The organism is Actinoplanes sp. NPDC051411 (genome assembly GCF_040682075.1).
Classification (GTDB): domain Bacteria; phylum Actinomycetota; class Actinomycetes; order Mycobacteriales; family Micromonosporaceae; genus Actinoplanes.
Map to the genome: position 1 here is coordinate 25,819 of NZ_JBFBAD010000043.1, position 17,939 is coordinate 43,757.

A 17,939-nucleotide genomic window follows, 5' to 3' on the forward strand; every position below is an offset into this window, starting at 1 on the left:
CGGCTTCGCGGCGCCCTCCGGTTACGGCTCGATACGCTCGAAATGGCCGTCGGACTCATAAGCACAAGCGAAGCCAACGCTTCTGATGAGGTGAAGGATGTCGTTCGATGGTCGGCTGGGCAGCAGGATTGTCAGGTCCGTTCCAGCCGGCATATGACGGCGATAGTCGAATAGCTGCCCAATAGCCATCCGCACATCTTCCCGTCGGGCCGTGGCCTTCGCCTCGAAAAGCTCACCGACAGTGACGTCATAGATATCGGTATACATCGGCACCAACTGGCCCGCCGGCGTGATCCTTCGTCGAGCCACCTGGTGACCTTCGCCGGCAAGGACAGCCGCGAAACGATCGACGAGCGCCTTCTCGCGCTTTTCCGCAGTTCGAGCTTTGCCCGCGGGGACGTCGAACGAGTCCGCGGTAGACCGCTCCAGCCCAATGTTGATCGACTCGCCCAGGTGAGAGTCAAAGAACGGCACGGTCTCCGCGTGCCAGCCCACTTGCAGCGGCCTGACTAGTCCCGCTCGTGAAGCGCAAACTTGAGCGGAGGCGGACGGGAATCGAACCCGCCTGACCCGGGTGCCGGGTCACACCGGTTTTGAAGACCGGGAGGGGCACCAGCCACCTGAACGCCTCCGCCGATCACCCTATCCGAGTCCGACGGTGTAAAAGTGGACGCATGACGATCACTCGGCTGACCCAGTACGCGCACGGCGGTGGCTGTGCCTGCAAGATCCCGCCCGGGGAGCTCGAAGCGGTGGTCGCCGGCCTGGTCGGGGCCGAGACGCCGAACGGGCCCGGTGAGCTGCTGGTCGGCCTCGACGACGGGGACGACGCGGCCGTTGTGAAGATCATGCGGGGTACGGCGATCGTCGCGACGGCCGATTTTTTCACGCCGGTGGTCGACGACGCGTACGACTGGGGCCGGATCGCCGCCGCCAACGCTCTCTCCGACGTCTATGCGATGGGCGGAACGCCCGTCGTCGGGGTCAACCTGCTCGCCTGGCCGCGGGAGCTGCTGCCGATGGAGCTGGCCGCCGAGGTGCTGCGTGGCGGCCTCGACGTCGCCCGGGAGGCCGCCTGCCATGTCGCCGGCGGGCACAGCGTCGACGACCCGGAGCCGAAGTACGGCATGGCGGTCACCGGCGTCGCCGACCCCGACCGGATCCTGCGTAACGACCAGGGCGCGCCCGGCATGCCGCTCACCCTGACCAAACCGCTCGGCATCGGCGTGCTCAACAGCCGCCACAAGGCGACCGGCGAGGTCTTCGCGCACGCGGTCGCCACGATGAGCGCCCTCAACCGGGACGCCTCCGAGGCCGCCCTGAAGGCCGGCGTGGTCTGCGCGACCGACGTCACCGGCTTCGGCCTGCTCGGCCACCTGCACAAACTCGCCCGGGCGAGCGGCCTGACGGCCCGCGTCGACGCTGCCGCGGTGCCCTATCTGGAGGGCGCCCGGGAGGCGCTGCGCGGCGGGTACGTCAGTGGCGGCACCCGACGCAACCTGGACTGGGTGCGGCCGCACCTCGACCCGGGTTCCGCGTCCGAGGACGAGCTGCTGCTGCTGGCCGACGCCCAGACCTCGGGCGGTCTGCTGATCGCGGGCGAGATCCCGGGTCACCCGGTGATCGGCGAGCTCTTCCCCGCGCACGGCGACGGGATCACGATCCAGGTCCGCTAGCGCTGCTTGAAGAAGCGCCGCCCGACGAGTGCGGTCGCGATCGGCACGGCGATCCACAGGTCGTAGGCGTAGTCGCTGAGGAAGAACGCGAACGGTATCGACAGCAGGAAGCCGGCCGCCAGACCGCCGGTGCCGAAATAGGCGTTCTTGAACAGATCGGGCGGTGTGTCGGCGCGGTAGAGCCGGTTCCTCTGAATCTGGAGGACCATGAGCAGCCACACCAGGCCGGCCAGCGCCTGCACGATCGCATAGAACACGAACCGCACCTGGAATCCGCCGTCGCCGCTCAGCATGCGGGTGGCGAACGGCGTCAGCACCAGCATGAAAAGCCACAGGAGGGTCAGGAAGACCAGCCGGCCGCCGAGCACGGTCACATAGCGGAAGACCTTGTGATGGTGGGCCCAGTAGAAGCCGATCACATAGAAGCTGATGACGAACGAGATGTATTCGCCGCGATTGGCGGACAACGAGTGCAGCACCAGGTGGTTGGTGTTCCCCGTGGGCACCGGCAACTCGAGAGCGAGCAGCGTGATGGCGATCGCGATGACCGCGTCGGCGAAGAAGGTCAGTCGCTCGGCGGCTATCGCGCGCGGATCGGGCTCGTCAGTCGTGATCTCCCTGGCGTCCATGCCGGTGAATGCTAGACGGCAGACCGGTCAGCAGGCAGTCCCGGCATACGGCGCCGCCGGCCCAGGAAGCGAACAGGTCGACGTCCGGGACCTCCGGTCCCGAACCGTCCAGGGACCACGGACGATGGAAAGGCAGGGCCGGGCCTTGCGCTGACCGGCCACAGAGGGCCACGTCTTTCCTTGCGCGCAGATGACGTACGCCGTCCGCGTCCCGTGCCAGCTCAAAACGTTCCTGCAGGTCGTACCCGATGCTCGCCGACCGCGGCCCGACCAGTTCGTTCCGCGCGGGGTCGACGACCGCATGCCAGGTCCGGTCGTCGGGGGCGACCGTGACCGTCACCGGGACCAGGTCGGCGACCGGCGCGAAGTCCGCGACGACCGGCGGATCGGGCTCGGTCAGAAGCGCGTCCGAGTAGAAGCCGGACAGCACGGCCTCGACGACCGTGCTGTACCGGGCGTATTTGGTTGTGCCGTCCGGAAACCGGATCGCGGCCGGCCAGGTTGCCACCGCTCTATTGAACCGCGGGTGCCTCTTCGAGTGCGGGCGCCGCGGGCATCTTCGTGATCCGCGGCAGCACCAGCGACACCAGCGCGATCGCCGCCAGCACCAGGAACGGCAGCGTGTAGCTCTGGTTGTCGGCGTCGTAGAGCGCGGCCGTGAGCAGCGGCCCGACCACGCCGCCGATACTCCAGGCGACGATCATCGCGCCGTAGATCGCGCCCGCGTTGGGCGTGCCGAAGTAGTCGGCCGCCGTCGCCGGCATCGTGCCGAACCCGCCGCCGTAGGCCAGGTAGATCAGCGCGGCCAGGACCGCGAACAGCGCGAACGCCGACGCCCAGGGCAGGATCGCGAAGCAGACCAGCTGCAACGCCAGCATGCCGAGGAACGCGAACATCCGGCCCGTACGGTCGGACAGCCACGCCCAGAAGATGCGGCCGCCGCCGTTGAACAGGCCGAGCACGCCGACCATCGTGGCCGCCGTCCCCGCCGACACCCCGGCCACCCCCTGGGCCGCGTCGGAGGCCTGCGAGATGAAGCCGATGCCGCAGGTCACGTTCAGCGTCAGAATGGCGGTCAGCATGTACCACTGTTTGGTGCGCAGCGCCTCGGGCAGCGAGTAGTTACGGGTTCCGGCGACCGCCCGCCCGGTCGACGCGGGCACGAAACCGGGCACCTGGTAGCCGGCCGGCGGATTGCGGAAGAACAGCGCGCCGACCACGCCCGCGATCAGATAGGCGATGCCCAGTGGCAGGAAGACGCTGGTCTTGTCGTCGGTGCCGTTGAGCAGCGCCTTGGCCGCCGGGGCGGTGATCACGGCGCCGAATCCGAAGCCGGCCACCGCGATGCCGGTGATCAGGCCACGCCGGTCGGGGAACCATTTCGAGAGCATCGCGATCGGCGTGATGTAGGCCGCGCCGAGCCCGATGCCGCCGAGCACGCCATAGGTCACCACGAGCAGCCACAATTGGCCGCCGGTGTTGACCAGCGAGGCGAGCATGGTGCCGATCGCATAGAGCACGACACCGGCGAGGGCGACCGTGCGCGGGCCGCGGCGGTCCTGAATGCGGCCGCCGATCAGGCTGCCGATGAAAATCGTGCCGATCGCGAACTCGAACGGCAGCACGGCCTCGGATTTGCTCCAGCCGAATTCGGCTTGCAAGGGTTTGTTGAAGACACTCCACGCGTAGACCGCGCCGAGGGCCAGTTGGACGAGAACGGCGGCGGCGACGATCCACCAGCGGCCGCGGGTCGGATTTCTCTCGACGGTCACCTGTTCGGGAGTATTGGTGCTGGACGTCGCCATCTCGACCTCCTCGCCGGGGCGCGTCTTGATCGACTTTAGTCAATGACGCTACCGGCCCCGGCGCCCCCGCGCATCTTCTGTTCGAGCAGGAGGAACGCTTGATCAGCGAAGCTTGCCGTCGAGCCGTTCCCGCTGCGGGACGACCGTGTATTTCGGGTCCTTGGCCGATGCGATGCCGGCCTCGAAGACACCGAACCGCGTCAATGCCGACCCGGCGAGAAGAGCGAACCCGGACAGCGCGGAGATGATCCGGCTGCGTCGCCCGGCGAGCGCCCCGAGGGCGCCGGCCGCGGTGAGCGTACGGGCGGAGCGCAGCCATTTCCCGGCTTGCTCGTTCTGATAGGGCTCGCTGAGAATGCCTTTCCCGGTCTCCACCCGGTGTGCGTTGTAGAGCTCGAGCCCGGCACCGAGCACAGCCATCCGCCGGGCCGGCCCCGCCTCGTCGGCCGGTGCGGCGATCAGGCCGACCGCGGCGCCACTGGCCATCGCACTCCCGGCGAAGACGAACGGCAACTCCTTGTACGCGGCGTTCCAGCTCGGCGTCGCGGTGTCGGTGAGCAGCACAGCCGTGTACGTCGCGAGCGCGGGTGCGAGCGCCGCCGCACCGAGGCCTGCGGCCGCCCCGACCGGGGGCAGCACCTTGCGCACCAGGCCGAGCAGCCCGCGCCTGGGCAGCATCGGAGCCGCCTCGGCGGCCGCGGCCGCGCCGGCCGCCACGCCGAAGCCGGACAGGATCCAGGTGCCCATCGACATTGCCGAGGTCGGCTTGGCCACCCGCAGCATGTTGACGAACCGCTCGGGCCGGCCGAGGTCGTTGATCAGGAAGTAGGTGCTCAGGCCGAGCGCGCCCGCGGCACCGAGCCGCCCGGCCCGGCGCAGCCCCCGGCGACGGGTCAGCTGACCCCCGGCGGCGAGCAGGGCCGAGCCGGCGGCGAGGCCACCGGTGAACAGGTACGCCGGGACGTCCTTCTCCCACGGCGCGGCCCGCACGACCGGCCGCCCGTAGTAGGACCGGAACGTCGCCGGCGGCACCATAGCCCGGTCGCCCCCGCCGCGACGCCGCCGCTCCCCGGCATCCCGGCCGCGCCCGGACCGCGGACCATTCCCGCGCGCGCTCTCGGAGCGCGACCCGTTGATCGGCTGGGGATCGCTCGTCGGCTGGGGGTCGGTCATGGGCGCCTTCCGGAGAACGAGACCACCACGGCGGCGGCGATGGTCAGGGCGGCCAGGCCCGCCTTCTTCCACATCTTGGGCAGGTCGCGCGTGGCGACGACCGGGTCGGGCGGCAGGCCGTAGACCTCGGGCTCGTCGAGCAGCAGGAAGAAGGCCCCGTCGCCGCCCACCCCGTCGGACGGGTCGTGGCCGTAGAGTCGGGCCGACTCGACGCCCTGCTCGTGCAGTGCGGCCACCCGCGCCGCCGCGCGTTCGCGCAGCTCGTCGAGCTCGCCGTACTGGATGGACTCGGTCGGGCACGCGGTCGCGCAGGCCGGCTGCAGGCCGTCGCCGATGCGGTCGTAGCACATCGTGCACTTCCAGGCCCGGCCGTCGTCCTCGCGGCGGTCGATCACGCCGTACGGGCAGGCCGGAATGCAGTAGCCGCAGCCGTTGCAGATGTCGTCCTGCACGACGACCGTGCCGAACTCGGTGCGGAACAGCGCACCGGTCGGGCAGACGTCGAGGCAGGCGGCGTGCGTGCAGTGCTTGCACACGTTGGACATCATCAGCCAGCGGAAGTCGCTGCGCGGAGCGTCGAGCGTGCGGCCGGGCAGGTCCGATCCCGGCATGCCGAGAAACTGCGGCCCGGTGGACGAGCCGGAGAAACTGTCGGACCCGGCTGCAATAGTGTCCCCACCCAGTGTCGGGGTGGGGGCGGTCTGCGGGGCGCCCGGCGGAGTCCCGATCATGGCCGCTGCCGCGAGCGCGTCGACCGCGGGCGTGATGCCCGGCTCGGTGCCGGTCGGCACGGTCGTCGTGGCCGCCACGACCGCGGTCCGCGCGCTTGCCGACGGGCCGACCGGCTGGCCCGCGAAGGCGCCCGGCACATCCGTGGCCGCGCCGGAGCCGGCCCGGGGCTGCTCGATGAACGCCACATGCCGCCACGAGTTGGCCGACAGCCCACCGGTGTTGTCGTAGGACTGGCCGAGCAGGTTGAAGCCGTCGTCCGGGATGGCGTTCCACTCCTTGCACGCCACCTCGCACGCCTTGCAGCCGATGCAGACCGACGTGTCGGTGAAGAAGCCGACCCTCGGCGGCGCGTCGACATACCCGGCGTCGGGCGCCGGGTCGAGCGGTCCGAACAGGCTGTTAGGCATCGGGCGAGTCCTTGGTGACGGCCGGCGTGTGGTGGTCGGGGGTCAGTCCCGCGCGCTGACGGTAGCCCTCAACGTACGTCAGGAGCGCCGGACCGACCGGCCGGCGGCCGGGCTGGATGTCGCAGGTGCCGACCTTGCTCTCCTGAATGAGCACGTTGGGGTCGAGGGTGATGCCGATGAGGTCGTTGGCCGAGTCGCCGGTGACCAGGCCCTCGCCGCCCCAGTGGTAGGGCAGCCAGAGCTGGTGCACGATGCGGCCCTCGATGCGCAGCGGGGTCAGCCGGTCGGTGATCAGCACCTTGGCCTCGATCGCGGCCCGCGCGGTCACGATGTGGGCCCAGCCGAGGTGGTCGAGACCGCGAAGCGACGCCAACTCGGGCGACACCTCGACGAACATCTCCGGCTGCAGCTCGGACAGGTAGGCCAACTGGCGGCTCATGCCACCCGCGGTGTGGTGCTCGGTGAGCCGGCTCGTGCTGAAGACGAACGGGAAGATCTCGGAGTGCGGTTCGGGCGGGCTCGGGTTGGTCAGGTTGTCCGACCGGTCGTAGACCTTGCGGGTCGGGTTGGCCTGCTGGGTGTAGAGCGGGTTGCGGACCATCGACTCGGCCGGCTCGTAGTGGGTCGGCATCGGGCCGTCGATGAGGCCGCTCGGGGCGTACAGCCAGCCCTTCCCGTCGCCCTGCATGATGAACGCGTCGTCGCCCGAGATCGCCTCGACGCCCGAGGCACCGTCCGGCGGGCGGTACGAGGGCGGCTTCGTCTTCTCGAAGTCGGGCACGTCCTCGCCGACCCATTCCTTCCCGGACGGGTCCCACCAGACGTACTTCTTCCGCTCCGACCAGGGCTTGCCGTCGGGGTCGGCCGAGGCGCGGTTGTAGAGCGTGCGCCGGTTGGCCGGCCAGGCCCAGCCCCACTCGCCGGCCACCCAGTTCTGCTCGGAGCCCGGCTTGCGGCGCGCGGCCTGGTTGACCCCGTCGGCGAAGACGCCGGTGTAGATCCAGCAGCCACCGGAGGTCGAGCCGTCGGGCTTCATCTGGTTGAACGTCGACAGTGGCTTGCCGGTGGTCAGATCGTAGCCGTTGATCTCCCGGAGCACGGCCTCGGCGTCCGGCTCGTCGCGGCCGTATTCCCAGGTCAGTGCCGCGATGCCCTGATCTCGGGGCAGCGTCGACCCGGCCAGCCGCTCCTTGATGCGGCGGCCGAGGTGGTAGAAGAACCAGAGATCGCTGCGGGCGTCGCCCGGCGGCTCGACCGCCTTCTCGCGCCACTGCAGCATGCGCTGGGTCTGGGTGAACGTGCCCTCCTTCTCGACGTGCGAGGCGGCGGGCATGAAGAAGACCTCGGTCCTGACCGACTCCGGGCTCATCTCGCCGGTCGCGACCTCGGGGCCGTTCTTCCAGAACGTGGCGCTCTCGATCATGTAGAGGTCGCGGACCACGAGCCAGTCGAGGTTGGCCATGCCGATCCGCTGGGCGCGGCCGTGCGCCGACCCGACGGCCGGGTTCTGGCCGAGCAGGAAGAACCCCTTGATCTTCCCGTCGATCATGTCGAGCGTCTGCCGGTACGTACCGTGATCGCCGGTGATCTTCGGCATCCAGCCGAAGCCCCAGTCGTTGTCCTTGGTCGCGGCGTCGCCGAAATAGGCCTTGAGCAGGCTGACCGCGTACGACTCGGCGTTGGCCCAGAAGCCCTTCTGGCCCGGGTGGCGGATCTCGTCGACCCAGTCGCGGAACGACTCGTGCTTGGTGTGGTGCGGCATCGGCAGGTAGCCGGGCAGCAGGTTGAACAGGGTCGGGATGTCGGTCGAGCCCTGGATGCTGGCGTGCCCGCGCAGGGCCAGCACGCCGCCGCCCGGCCGGCCCATGTTGCCGAGCAGCAGCTGGATGATCGCGCCGGTGCGGATGTACTGCACGCCGACGCTGTGCTGGGTCCAGCCGACCGAGTAGACCAGCGCGCTGGTGCGCTCGCGGCCCGAGTTGGCCGTCCACGCCTCGCAGACCTCGAGGAACTTGTCCTGGGGCACGCCGCAGAGCCGCTCGACGACCTCGGGCGTGTAGCGGGCGTAGTGCCGCTTGAGGATCTGGTAGACGCAGCGCGGATCCTGCAGCGTCGGGTCACGCGGCACGTCGGACGGCACCGGTACGCCGTGCGACTCGTGCCGCAGCCCGGACGCGGTCTCCCGCCCGGTGTGCGACTCCCCCGACCCGGCCGCGTCCTCCTCGGAACCCGAGTACATCCAGCTGGACTGGTCGTAGGTGTTGGTCTCCGGGTCGAAACCGGAGAACAGCCCGTCGAGGTCCTCGGTGTCGCGGAAGTCCTCACTCACGATCATGGACGCGTTGGTGTACGCCAGAACGTACTCCCGGAAGTCCTTCTCGTTGTTCAGGATGTAGTTGATCACCCCGCCCAGGAACGCGATGTCGGCCCCCGCGCGCACCGGCAGAAAAGTGTGCGCGAGCGCGCTCGTCCGCGTGAACCGCGGGTCGATGTGGATGATCTTGGCGCCGCGCTTCTTGGCCTCCACCACCCACTGGAAGCCCACCGGGTGGGCCTCGGCCATGTTGGAACCCTGAATCACGATGCAGTCGGCGTTAGCCAGATCCTGGAGGAAGCTGGTGGCCCCGCCACGGCCGAAGGAGGTCCCCAGACCGGGGACGGTGGCGGAGTGTCAAATACGCGCCTGGTTCTCGATCTGGATGGCGCCGATCGCCGTGAAGAGCTTCTTGATCAGATAGTTCTCTTCATTGTCGAGCGTCGCGCCGCCCAGGCTCGAGATGCCCAGCGTGCGGTTGAGCGGCTTGCCGTCGGGGTCGGTGTCCTGCCAGGTCGCCTCGCGCGCGGCCAGCACCCGGTCGGCGATCATGTCCATCGCCGTCTCGAGGTCGAGGGTCTCCCAGTCAGTGCCGTACGCCCGCCGGTAGAGCACCTTCTGCTGGCGCCGGTCGCTGGTCACCAGGCTCTTGCTGGCCGAGCCCTTGGGGCACAGCCGGCCGCGGGAGACCGGGCTGTCGGGGTCGCCCTCGATCTGGACGACCTTGCCGTCCTTGACGAAGACCTTCTGTCCGCAACCGACCGCGCAGTAGGGGCACACGGACCGGGCCACGGAGTCGGCGGTCTCGGTGCGGGCGGTCAACGACTTCGACTGGTCGGACTGCGCGGCGGCGCCCCGGCCCAGCGGGTCGGTCCCGGTCAGCTGGCGATAGACCGGCCAACCCTCGATCCAGGTTCGTACGCCCACGAGATCAGACCCTAGCCCGACTCGCGGGGTTTCGCACGGGCGCCGGGGACGAAATGATGTCGCCCATGGATCAGCTCGACACGTCGGTCGCCCACCCGGCCCGCCGCTACGACTACTGGCTGGGCGGCAAGGACAACTTCGCGGCCGACCGGCAGTCGGGTGACGAGATCCCCGACCGGGCCGCGGTCGGCCTCTACGCGGGAGTCGGCCGCAAGAGCTGATCATGGACTTCCGCCGGCTCGCCGCCCGCCTGCGGGGCGCACGCACCGCGCCCGGGGAGCCGGTGCCGGCGGGCGGGATGCTGGGCCGGGCGGCCGAGGTCGCCCGCATCGTCGACGCGCTGCGCGAACCGGGCATGACGGTCACGGTGCACGGGCCGGCCGGTTCGGGGACGACCACGCTGGCCCGGCTGGTGCGGGCCGACCCGCGCATCGAGCGCCGCTTCCGCGGCGTTCACTGGGTCACCCTCGGACCACACGCCCGGCTGGGTGCCCTGGCGGGCAAGGTTTCCCATCTCGTACGCGGGCTGGATCCGGCACCCGCCCACCCCGCGTCCGACGTGGCCGACGCCGCTGGACAACTCGCCACGGTTCTCGCCGGTCAGCGGCCCCACCTGCTGATCCTCGACGACGTACGCTCGGCCGAGCAGCTGGCCGCGTTCCCGGTCACCGGCCGTTCGGCCCGTCTCGTCACCACCCGCGACGCGTCGCTGGCCGCCGGAGCCGGCCTCTCGCTCGCTCTCGGCCGTGTGCCGCCGGAGCTGGCCCGGTCGGTGCTGATGGCCGGGCGACCGCCGCTGCCCGAGGAGACGGTCGCCGCGCTGGCCTCGCTCGGCGACGGGCTGCCCCGGTCCCTGCGGCGGGCCAACCGGCTGCTCGCCGACCGGCCCGACCCGCGGGCGGTCGCCTTCGCGCTCGAACGGGACGGGGCGGTGACGGCGCTGGCCGACCTGCTCAAGCCCGACGAACGGGACCGGTGGGCCGAGCTGGCGGTGTTCGCCGACGACGCGGTGCCGGTCGAGCTGGTGCTGGGATTCTGGTTCGAGACCGGCCGGATGACCCGCGACGAAGCCGACGCACTGCTCTCGCGGCTCGCCGACCTGCGGCTGATCGCGCGGGCTTCGACGGGCGTGGGCGCCACCGTACGGCTGCCGGGAGCCGCCGCCGGCGCACCCGCCCTGCACGCCGCGCTGCTCGACAGCACCCCGGTGCCGGCCGACTCCCGCTACCTGCGGCACCACTACGTCGAACATCTGCTCGCCGCCGGGCGCGAGCCGCCGGGACTCGACTGGCTCGCCGTACGCCTGGAGCGGGACGGCCTCGCCGGACCGCTCGCCGACCTCGCCCGCCGGCCTTCCGGCGATCTGCGCCGGACCCTGGCCCGGGCCGCCCACCTGCTGGCGCCGACCGATCCGCCGCACGCCGTGACCGACATCCTGCACAGCCGGTTGCCGACGTCCCACCAGCCGGTCCTGGCGGTCGAGGGCGTGGTGCCCGACCCGCTCGACCCGGCGCTGATCCGCACCCTGGCCGCCGGGTCGTGGACCCAGGCCCTCGCCGTCGCACCGGACGGAAGCTGGCTCGCGGCCGGGACGGTGACCGGCGAGGTGCGCGCGTGGAACCTCACCGACGGCTCGCTACGGCTGCGGATCAAAGCCCATCCGGAGGCGGTCCACGCGCTGGCGATCGCACCGAACGGCGGGTGGCTGGTCACCGCCGGCAACGACCATCTCGTACGGCTGTGGGACGCCGCCACCGGCGAGGCGCGGGCCGAACTGGACTGCGGCAGCGGGCCGGTGTGGACCGTCGCGATCTCGCCCGACGGAAGCTGGCTGGTGACCGGCGGCGAGGACGGCACGGTACGGCTGTGGGACGCGGTCAGCGGGCGGCCCCGGCGCCAGCTGCGCGGGCCGGGAGCGGCGGCCCGGTCGGTGGCGATCGCGCCGGACGGCGGCTTCGTGGCGTCCGGCGACTTCACCGGCCAGGTCCGCGTCTTCAACCCGGGCTCCGGCCGCAAGACCCTCCACTTCTCCACCGGCGGCGTCGTCTCGGCCCTCGCCGTCAGCCCGTCCTCCCGGTTCCTGGCCACCGCCCACTGGTCCTCCCCGACCCGCCGGTGGGACCTCCGGACGATGGACGAGACCCGGCTGGGCGGCCCCGCCCAGTGCCTGGTCTGGGCCCCGGACGAGAGGTGGCTCGCCGTCGGCGGGATCGACAACCGAGTTCTCCTGTGGACCGCGAGCGGCCGGGAGCTTCGCCGCTACCCCGGTCATCGCGGCAGCACCGACTCCCTGAACTGGGTCGACGGGCGGGTCGACGCTCTCGCGGTGGCGCCCGGCGGGCAGTGGCTGGCCACCGGCGGTCAGGACGAACTGGTGCGCGTCTGGGAGGCCGGCTTCGGCCCCCGGTCGGTGCCGGCCGGCGGACCGCTGCGCGCGGTCTCGCTCTCCCCCGACGGCCGGACGCTGCTGACCGCGACCGACCAGGCGATCAACATCGGCTCACACTTCGTGGCCGCGCCCGGCCCGGTCTCGGCCGCCGCGGTCGCCGACGACGGCGCCTGGTTCGTGCTCGGCGACGACCGGACGATCCGCGACACGGTGACCGGCGGCATCCGGTCGGTCCTGCGCGGCCACCAGGGCGACGCGGCCTCGATCCTCATCGCGCCGGGCGGCTCGCTGATCGCCACCTGGGGGCCGGACGCACCACTGCAGCTCTGGGACAGCGCCGACGGGCGCGCGCTGTGGCAGGTGCGAGGCGTGACGACGGCCGCGTTCAGCCCCGACGGCGGCGTGCTCGTGGTCGCGACCACCGACCACGACATCGTGCTGGTCGATCCCGCGACCGGCACGATACGCCGCCGCGCGACCGACGCCCCCGGCCTGATCGGCGCCGTGGCCGTCACCTCCGACGGCTGGAAAATCGCGGTCGCGCGGGGCCCGGCCCTCGACCTGTTCGACCTGAGAAGCCGGCAGCGCACCCGGTTCCGCACCGCGGCCGGCGGCCTGATCCGATCGCTGGCGATCTCCCCCGATGGCGACCACCTGGCCACCGTCGACAGCCGGCGGGCGATCCAGATCTGGCACGGGACCGACGGCGCGGTCGCCATGATGCGGCTCGACCAGGTGGCGTACGCCTGCACCTGGACCTCTCCCCGCACCCTGTCCGTCGCCGGCGCCGCCGGCCTCTACCGCTTCCACTTCCGTCCGCCGGCGACAGGCGGCTGATTCGGCTACCGGGCCGGCTCAGCCGGGAGCCGCGTCCTATGTCGACGCCGGCCCCTCGCATTGTTCATTCCGGCCACACTGTTCAATAAGCCGGTCGAGCCGTGGCCGTCCGGGCGACGCCGCTGAAAAATACAGCTACTGGTAACACTTCAATCGGGCTTGCCGGTTATTGTCGGGAACCGTCACGCCGCTCCGATGGCGGTATCGGCACAACGTGCCGCCGAGAGTTACGACCGACGGCTTTGCAATGGAGTCCGCGATGTCTGAGTCAATGTCGTCACGGGGTACGCCGAGACCTGACGCCGGTGGCTTGCCGCCGGTGAGTCTCGGTCCAGATGCGGAAGGAAGCTCGGTGCCGAGCATCATCAACGAATTGCCGGCGGGTCGGCAACACGCCTCCCGCCTTCCGGCCGTCGTCGGTAATCTGCCGCTGCGCAACGCCGACTTCACCGGCCGGAGCGAGCTGCTCGACCGGCTCCACCAGCGGCTTCGGACGGGCACGACCGCGGTTCTTCCTTCGGCGGTCCACGGCCCGGGCGGAATCGGCAAGTCGCAGCTCGTCACCGAGTACGTGTATCGGCATCAGTCAGACTTCGACCTGATCTGGTGGGTCCCGGCCGAGCAGCCGACCCAGATCCGAACCGCGTTGACCGACCTGGCCGCCCGTCTCGCATTGCCGGTGCCGATGACGGCGAATACCGCCGTGCCGGCCGCTCTCGAAGCGTTACGGATCGGCCGGCCGTACGCGAATTGGCTTCTCATCTTCGACAACGCCGAGAATCCGGCGGAGGTCGAGCGTTTCTTCCCGCGCGGGGGTCCGGGGAGCATCGTGGTCACCTCGCGAAATCCGAACTGGAGCGAAATGGCGAGCGCCCTGCCGATCCAGGTCTTCGACCGGAACGAAAGCGTCGAGCTGATGCGCCGCCGCGACCCCGGCCTCGCCTCGGACGACGCCGACCGGCTGGCCACCGTCCTCGGTGACCTGCCGCTGGCGATCGAGGCGGCGGCCGCCTGGCGGGCCGAGACGAAGATGGCGCCCGATGACTATCTGACGCTCCTCGACGAGAGCCGATCGGAACTGGGCGAAGACTCGGCCCGCGAGGAGCTGGATTATCCGCCCCAGGTGGCCGCGGTCTGGAACATCTCGCTGCAGGGCCTGGGCCGGCGCGATCCCTCGGCCCTGCGGCTGTTGCAGCTGTGTGCGTTCTTGGCGCCGGAACCGATCAGCAAGCAACTGATCTCCAAGCTCGACCCGCTGGTGTTCAACTCGGATCGTCGCGACAGGGCGATCCGCACCATCGGCAAGCTGGCACTCGTCCGCCTCGATCACCGCAGCGGCTCCTTCCAGATGCACCGTCTGGTTCAGCGGGTCCTGATCAGCCAGATGGACCCGGCCACGCGCGAGGCCATGCGTCACGGCGCCCACCTCATTCTCGCGGGCAACGACCCCGATCAGCCGGACGATCCGGATTACTGGCCCCGGTACGCCGAGCTGTATCCCCACCTCGTCGCCTCGCAGGCCGAGAGCTGCCGGGACGATCTCGTCCGCGCCATGATCATGAACGAGGTCCGCTATCTCTGGCGATGGGGCGAGCACGAAGAAGCCCGCGAACTCGCCCGGCGCGCCTACCGGGCCTGGTTGGAGTGGGGTGACGAGAGTGAGCCGGGCACGTTGCGGATGGCCTACTGGCTCGGCTTCCTGCACTTCGTGATCGGCGACTACCCGGTCGCGGCCACCCTGAATGCCAGGACTCTGGAGCTCTACCGGTCAGCGGAGGGCGAAGACGCCGCGGAGACCCTGAACGCGATGGGTGCGGTCGCGTCCGACCGCCGCGTGGCCGGCGACTTCGCCGGCGCCCTGGTGCTCTCCCAGACCGTCTACGAGCGTGCCGACCGGGCCTTCGGCGCCGACGACCCGTTCACGCTGAACGCGGCCCACAATCTCGCCGTCAGCATGCGGCTCTCCGGCCTCTTCGGGCGGGCCCTTCAACTCGACGAGCGGACGTATCAGTCGAAGGTGCAGATCTTCGGCAACGATCATCCGGACAGCCTGCTCACCGCCGGCGGCATCAACCTCGACCGGCGTGAGCTCGGCGACTATGTCAAGGCGCATGCCGACCAGGAGGATGTCGTGGTCGCGACCCGCCGTGTCCTGGGCTACGACGATCACCCGGACCTGTTGCGCGTCAACCGCGAGCTGGCCCGGTTCCGGCGTAAGGCGGGCCTGCGCCGGGAGGCCCTCGACCTGTCCAGTGACGTGCTTCGCCGCTACCGTGACCGGTACGGCGACCAGCATCCGGAAACGGTTCTCGCTCAGCTGACCGTCTCGATCGATCAACGGGAAACCGGCGACTGGAACGCCGCCCGCGAGTCCGGCGAGGCCGCGTTGCGGAGTCTCGTAGAGCGGTACGGCGACGGCCACCCGCACACCGCCGGGGCCCGGTCCGACCTTGCCGTGACCTTGCGTCTACTCGGTGACCATCAGCGGGCAAGGGACCTGAACGAGCAGGCCGTCCGGTCCTTGAGCGAGCGGCTCGGCGAGTCGCACGCGCTGGTTCTGGCCGCGCGCATCAACCTGGCCAGTGACCGTTTCGGACTCGGCGAGTTCGACGAGGCGTTCGCGCTCGACGAGGAAAACTACCGGCAGTGCGGGAAGTTCCTCGGTCAACGGCACCCCACGACGCTCGCCTGCGGCGTCAATCTGGCGATGGACCTCCGTGGCCTGGGCCGGGACGGCGAGGCGAGCACGCTGTTCGAGGCCACGATGAACGCGTTCCGCACCACTCTCGGCGAGGAACATCCGGTCACCGCGGCGGCCGGCGCGGGCATCCGGGTGAACTGCGACGTCGATCCGCTCAGCTTGTAGCGACGTAGGGCGCCCGGCGTCAGTCGACGGCGGTCACCGTGAGCCGGTTGTTCTGCAGGCAGACCAGATACTTCGCGACGTTGCGGCAGCCGATCCACCCGGTGCCGGCCACCGTGCCCGCGAGGTACTGGCTGCCGGTGCGCAGGTCGAGGCGTACGAGCGCGGCCTCGTCGCGGATCACGTAGGCCGACGACGCCTCCGGGGCGCCGGACACGGTGGTCCGCCCGTCCGGGCGCCAGCTGCCGAGCCCGGCGCTCCCGGCGCCGAGTGGGCGGCCGGTCGCCGGGTCGAGGAGCTGAAAGCGGCCGTCCAGGTCGGACGAGGCGATGATCCGGTCGTCGCGGACCGGCCAGGCGACCGTCACGCCGGGCAGGCGCCAGCGGCCCGCGCCGGTGTCCGGGTCGTAGCCGATCAGGGCGCCCGGCACCGTGCCGCACAGCACCGCCCGGCAGTCGAAGAGTGAGCCGCCGGCATGCCACAACTCGGCGAGCGTGTCGGGGCGGTACACCGTGTTCGCCTGACCGGACGAGCCCTGGCTGGTGACAACCAGGCGGCCGGCGGCGGCGGACAGCCGGGCGTTGCCCGGCCACGGCACCTTTGCCGTACGCGTAACAGCACCGTCGGCGTACCGCAGGACCGTGAGCCGCCCGTCCACGCCCGCCGTGACCACCGCGCCGCCCGCGACGACCACGCTCGCCAGGCCGGGCACCGGCCGGCTCCACAGCACGCGGCCGTCGTGCAGTCCGACGTCGCGGAGTTCGGGCGGCCCGCCGGTGTCGTCGAGCAGCAGCACCGACCGGTCGGTGACGTCCTGCGGGGCGCCCGCCGCCCGCCACAGCACCGCACCGGTCCGCGCGTCCCGGCCGATCGTGCGGGTCGTCCGGGAGAGCAGCAGGTCGGGGCGTTCGAAGTACCTCTCGAAGCCGTCCGGCGCCACGATCACCCCGCCGGCCACGGACGGAACCGCCGCCACCACGCCGGGCGACGCGGCCGACCACCGCACCGCGCCGTCGGCCAGCCCGTACGCCGTCAGCGTCGCGTGATGCGACACGTAGAGCGTCGCCGGCGTCAGCGTCACAGTGTCGTTGTCCCGGTCGTACGGCCCAGACCACAGCAGCCCGGTGAGGTGCGGGGCCGACCGGACCGACCCGGTGACCAGGGCCAGCGTGAACAGCCCGATGACCAGCAGCGCCACCGACCGTGACGGCACCATCCCCAGCGGCCGTCCGGCCGGCCGCGCGGCGACGTCAAGATCGGCGATCGTCACGCCAGAAATCTAGCGCGCTCGCGGCCCGGAACACCTGGGCTTCCGGCGAAGGTGGGAGCGCGCGACGCGCCCCGGGATCCCCCGGGGCGCGTCGGCTGGGCGTTACTCGTGTGAGTAGGTCATGGTGAAGCTGTTGCCTCCGGAAAGGGCGCTGGCGTGCGCTTCGTAGACGCCGTTGGCGCTCGGGTCCATCGCGACCGGGCTGAAGTTGCCGATCGGCGAGCCGTTCGCGGTCACCGAGGTGAACTTGAGCGAGCCGAAGTTCGGGTATTTGCCGGGGGGCGACTCGATGATCGCCTCGGCGTTCGCGTTGCGGGCGCCGGAGAGCGACTTGTTGGTCGAGTAGTTCCAGCCGCGGGTCGTGTCGCTGATCGCCAGCGTGTAGGTGCTGCCGCTGGTGTGGGTGACCGAGGCGTGGATGCTGTCACCGGCCCGCACCGGGTAGGACGACGAGCTCAGGTAGACCGGCGCGGCCGGGTACATCTCGTACCAGGCCTGGTAGACCGCCGAGCCGGACGAGCAGTCGGTCGCGACGCCGGTCTGCTCGACGGTCGACGACGAATAGCCGTCGATGCCGACCCAGGGCGCGTACAGGTCGCTGCGGGAGTTGCACTTCACGGTGGGCTCGGACCAGGTGGCGGCGACCGAGCTGAAGGTGCCCGTGGCCGCGTAGCCGCCCCAGTTGTACCCGTTGATGTTGAAGTTGCCGCCGATCGTCCGGAGTGCGGTGGCCCCGGCGGGGTGGTGGGCCGGGCCGAAGCCGCCGGCGGCGGTTGCCGGGCCGGCGGAGACCGGGGTGAGCAGGGCGGCAGTGGCCAGTACGGTGGCCAGCCGGTGGGCTGAGCGCAGTCGCATGATGGCTCCTTCGCGAGGCGTGAGGGGTTGAGCGCCACCATAGGACAGAAATTGACGCACGA

General features: G+C 70.8%; 12 protein-coding genes, 1 tRNA gene and 1 pseudogene. 4 read left to right on the forward strand and 10 right to left on the reverse strand.

Features of this window, described 5'->3' with window-relative positions:
• Positions 1-21: 21 nt before the first annotated feature.
• Both AB0M88_RS23905 and AB0M88_RS23910 read right to left on the reverse strand, forming a co-directional pair.
• Positions 22-495 (reverse strand): hypothetical protein, encoded by a 474-nt coding sequence (locus AB0M88_RS23905; RefSeq protein ID WP_364105715.1) that lies wholly within the window; start codon positions 493-495, stop codon positions 22-24.
• A 43-nt stretch (positions 496-538) separates the two neighbouring features.
• Positions 539-632 (reverse strand) — tRNA-Sec (locus AB0M88_RS23910).
• A 42-nt stretch (positions 633-674) separates the two neighbouring features.
• On the opposite strand from AB0M88_RS23910, the gene selD reads away from it, so the two are divergent.
• Positions 675-1,676 (forward strand): selenide, water dikinase SelD, encoded by a 1,002-nt coding sequence (gene selD / locus AB0M88_RS23915; protein WP_364105717.1) that lies wholly within the window; start codon positions 675-677, stop codon positions 1,674-1,676.
• On the opposite strand, the gene AB0M88_RS23920 is transcribed toward selD, so the two are convergent.
• From AB0M88_RS23920 to fdh, 6 genes are all read right to left on the reverse strand, one after another.
• On the reverse strand, positions 1,673-2,305 hold the full coding sequence (locus AB0M88_RS23920) for a TMEM175 family protein (protein WP_364105719.1): 633 nt from the start codon (positions 2,303-2,305) through the stop codon (positions 1,673-1,675). The two genes, selD and AB0M88_RS23920, sit on opposite strands and share 4 nt — an antisense overlap.
• Positions 2,280-2,813, reverse strand: a complete 534-nt coding sequence (locus tag AB0M88_RS23925) for a hypothetical protein (RefSeq protein ID WP_364105721.1) — start codon at positions 2,811-2,813, stop codon at positions 2,280-2,282. Before AB0M88_RS23925 ends, AB0M88_RS23920 begins: the two co-directional genes overlap by 26 nt.
• Positions 2,814-2,817: 4 nt before the next feature.
• Positions 2,818-4,110 (reverse strand): OFA family MFS transporter, encoded by a 1,293-nt coding sequence (locus AB0M88_RS23930; RefSeq protein ID WP_364105723.1) that lies wholly within the window; start codon positions 4,108-4,110, stop codon positions 2,818-2,820.
• A gap of 102 nt (positions 4,111-4,212) precedes the next feature.
• Positions 4,213-5,145, reverse strand: a complete 933-nt coding sequence (gene nrfD / locus AB0M88_RS23935) for an NrfD/PsrC family molybdoenzyme membrane anchor subunit (RefSeq protein ID WP_364105788.1) — start codon at positions 5,143-5,145, stop codon at positions 4,213-4,215.
• 134 nt (positions 5,146-5,279) lie between these two features.
• Positions 5,280-6,422, reverse strand: a complete 1,143-nt coding sequence (locus AB0M88_RS23940; protein WP_364105725.1) for a 4Fe-4S dicluster domain-containing protein — start codon at positions 6,420-6,422, stop codon at positions 5,280-5,282.
• Entirely contained in the window at positions 6,415-9,663 is a 3,249-nt protein-coding gene (gene fdh, locus AB0M88_RS23945) for a formate dehydrogenase (protein ID WP_364105727.1), read from the reverse strand. The genes AB0M88_RS23940 and fdh overlap by 8 nt, the downstream gene beginning before the upstream one ends.
• Before the next feature lie 65 nt (positions 9,664-9,728).
• On the opposite strand from fdh, the pseudogene AB0M88_RS23950 reads away from it, so the two are divergent.
• From AB0M88_RS23950 to fxsT, 3 genes and pseudogenes are all read left to right on the forward strand, one after another.
• A pseudogene (locus tag AB0M88_RS23950) lies at positions 9,729-9,833 on the forward strand (SAM-dependent methyltransferase); the annotation flags it as partial.
• A 53-nt stretch (positions 9,834-9,886) separates the two neighbouring features.
• The gene (locus AB0M88_RS23955) at positions 9,887-12,889 is read left to right on the forward strand and encodes an NB-ARC domain-containing protein (RefSeq protein WP_364105729.1); all 3,003 of its coding nucleotides are present in this window, start codon (positions 9,887-9,889) and stop codon (positions 12,887-12,889) included.
• A 352-nt stretch (positions 12,890-13,241) separates the two neighbouring features.
• On the forward strand, positions 13,242-15,755 hold the full coding sequence (fxsT, locus tag AB0M88_RS23960; protein WP_364105731.1) for an FxSxx-COOH system tetratricopeptide repeat protein: 2,514 nt from the start codon (positions 13,242-13,244) through the stop codon (positions 15,753-15,755).
• A 19-nt stretch (positions 15,756-15,774) separates the two neighbouring features.
• Here the strand turns inward: fxsT and AB0M88_RS23965 are convergent, their stop codons facing one another.
• A complete protein-coding gene (locus AB0M88_RS23965; protein ID WP_364105733.1) occupies positions 15,775-17,022 on the reverse strand; it encodes a PQQ-binding-like beta-propeller repeat protein in 1,248 nt (415 codons plus the stop codon).
• A gap of 102 nt (positions 17,023-17,124) precedes the next feature.
• Complete coding sequence (locus AB0M88_RS23970) at positions 17,125-17,877, reverse strand: G1 family glutamic endopeptidase (protein ID WP_364105735.1); 753 nt, start codon at positions 17,875-17,877, stop codon at positions 17,125-17,127.
• Positions 17,878-17,939 lie beyond the last annotated feature (62 nt).

Coding starts and splice junctions, on each gene's coding strand:
- selD (WP_364105717.1), top strand. CDS start 675: ATGACGATCACTCGGCTGACCCAGTACGCGCACGGCGGTGGCTGTGCC.
- AB0M88_RS23920 (WP_364105719.1), bottom strand. CDS start 2,305: ATGGACGCCAGGGAGATCACGACTGACGAGCCCGATCCGCGCGCGATA.
- AB0M88_RS23930 (WP_364105723.1), bottom strand. CDS start 4,110: ATGGCGACGTCCAGCACCAATACTCCCGAACAGGTGACCGTCGAGAGA.
- nrfD (WP_364105788.1), bottom strand. CDS start 5,145: ATGGTGCCGCCGGCGACGTTCCGGTCCTACTACGGGCGGCCGGTCGTG.
- AB0M88_RS23940 (WP_364105725.1), bottom strand. CDS start 6,422: ATGCCTAACAGCCTGTTCGGACCGCTCGACCCGGCGCCCGACGCCGGG.
- AB0M88_RS23955 (WP_364105729.1), top strand. CDS start 9,887: ATGGACTTCCGCCGGCTCGCCGCCCGCCTGCGGGGCGCACGCACCGCG.
- AB0M88_RS23970 (WP_364105735.1), bottom strand. CDS start 17,877: ATGCGACTGCGCTCAGCCCACCGGCTGGCCACCGTACTGGCCACTGCC.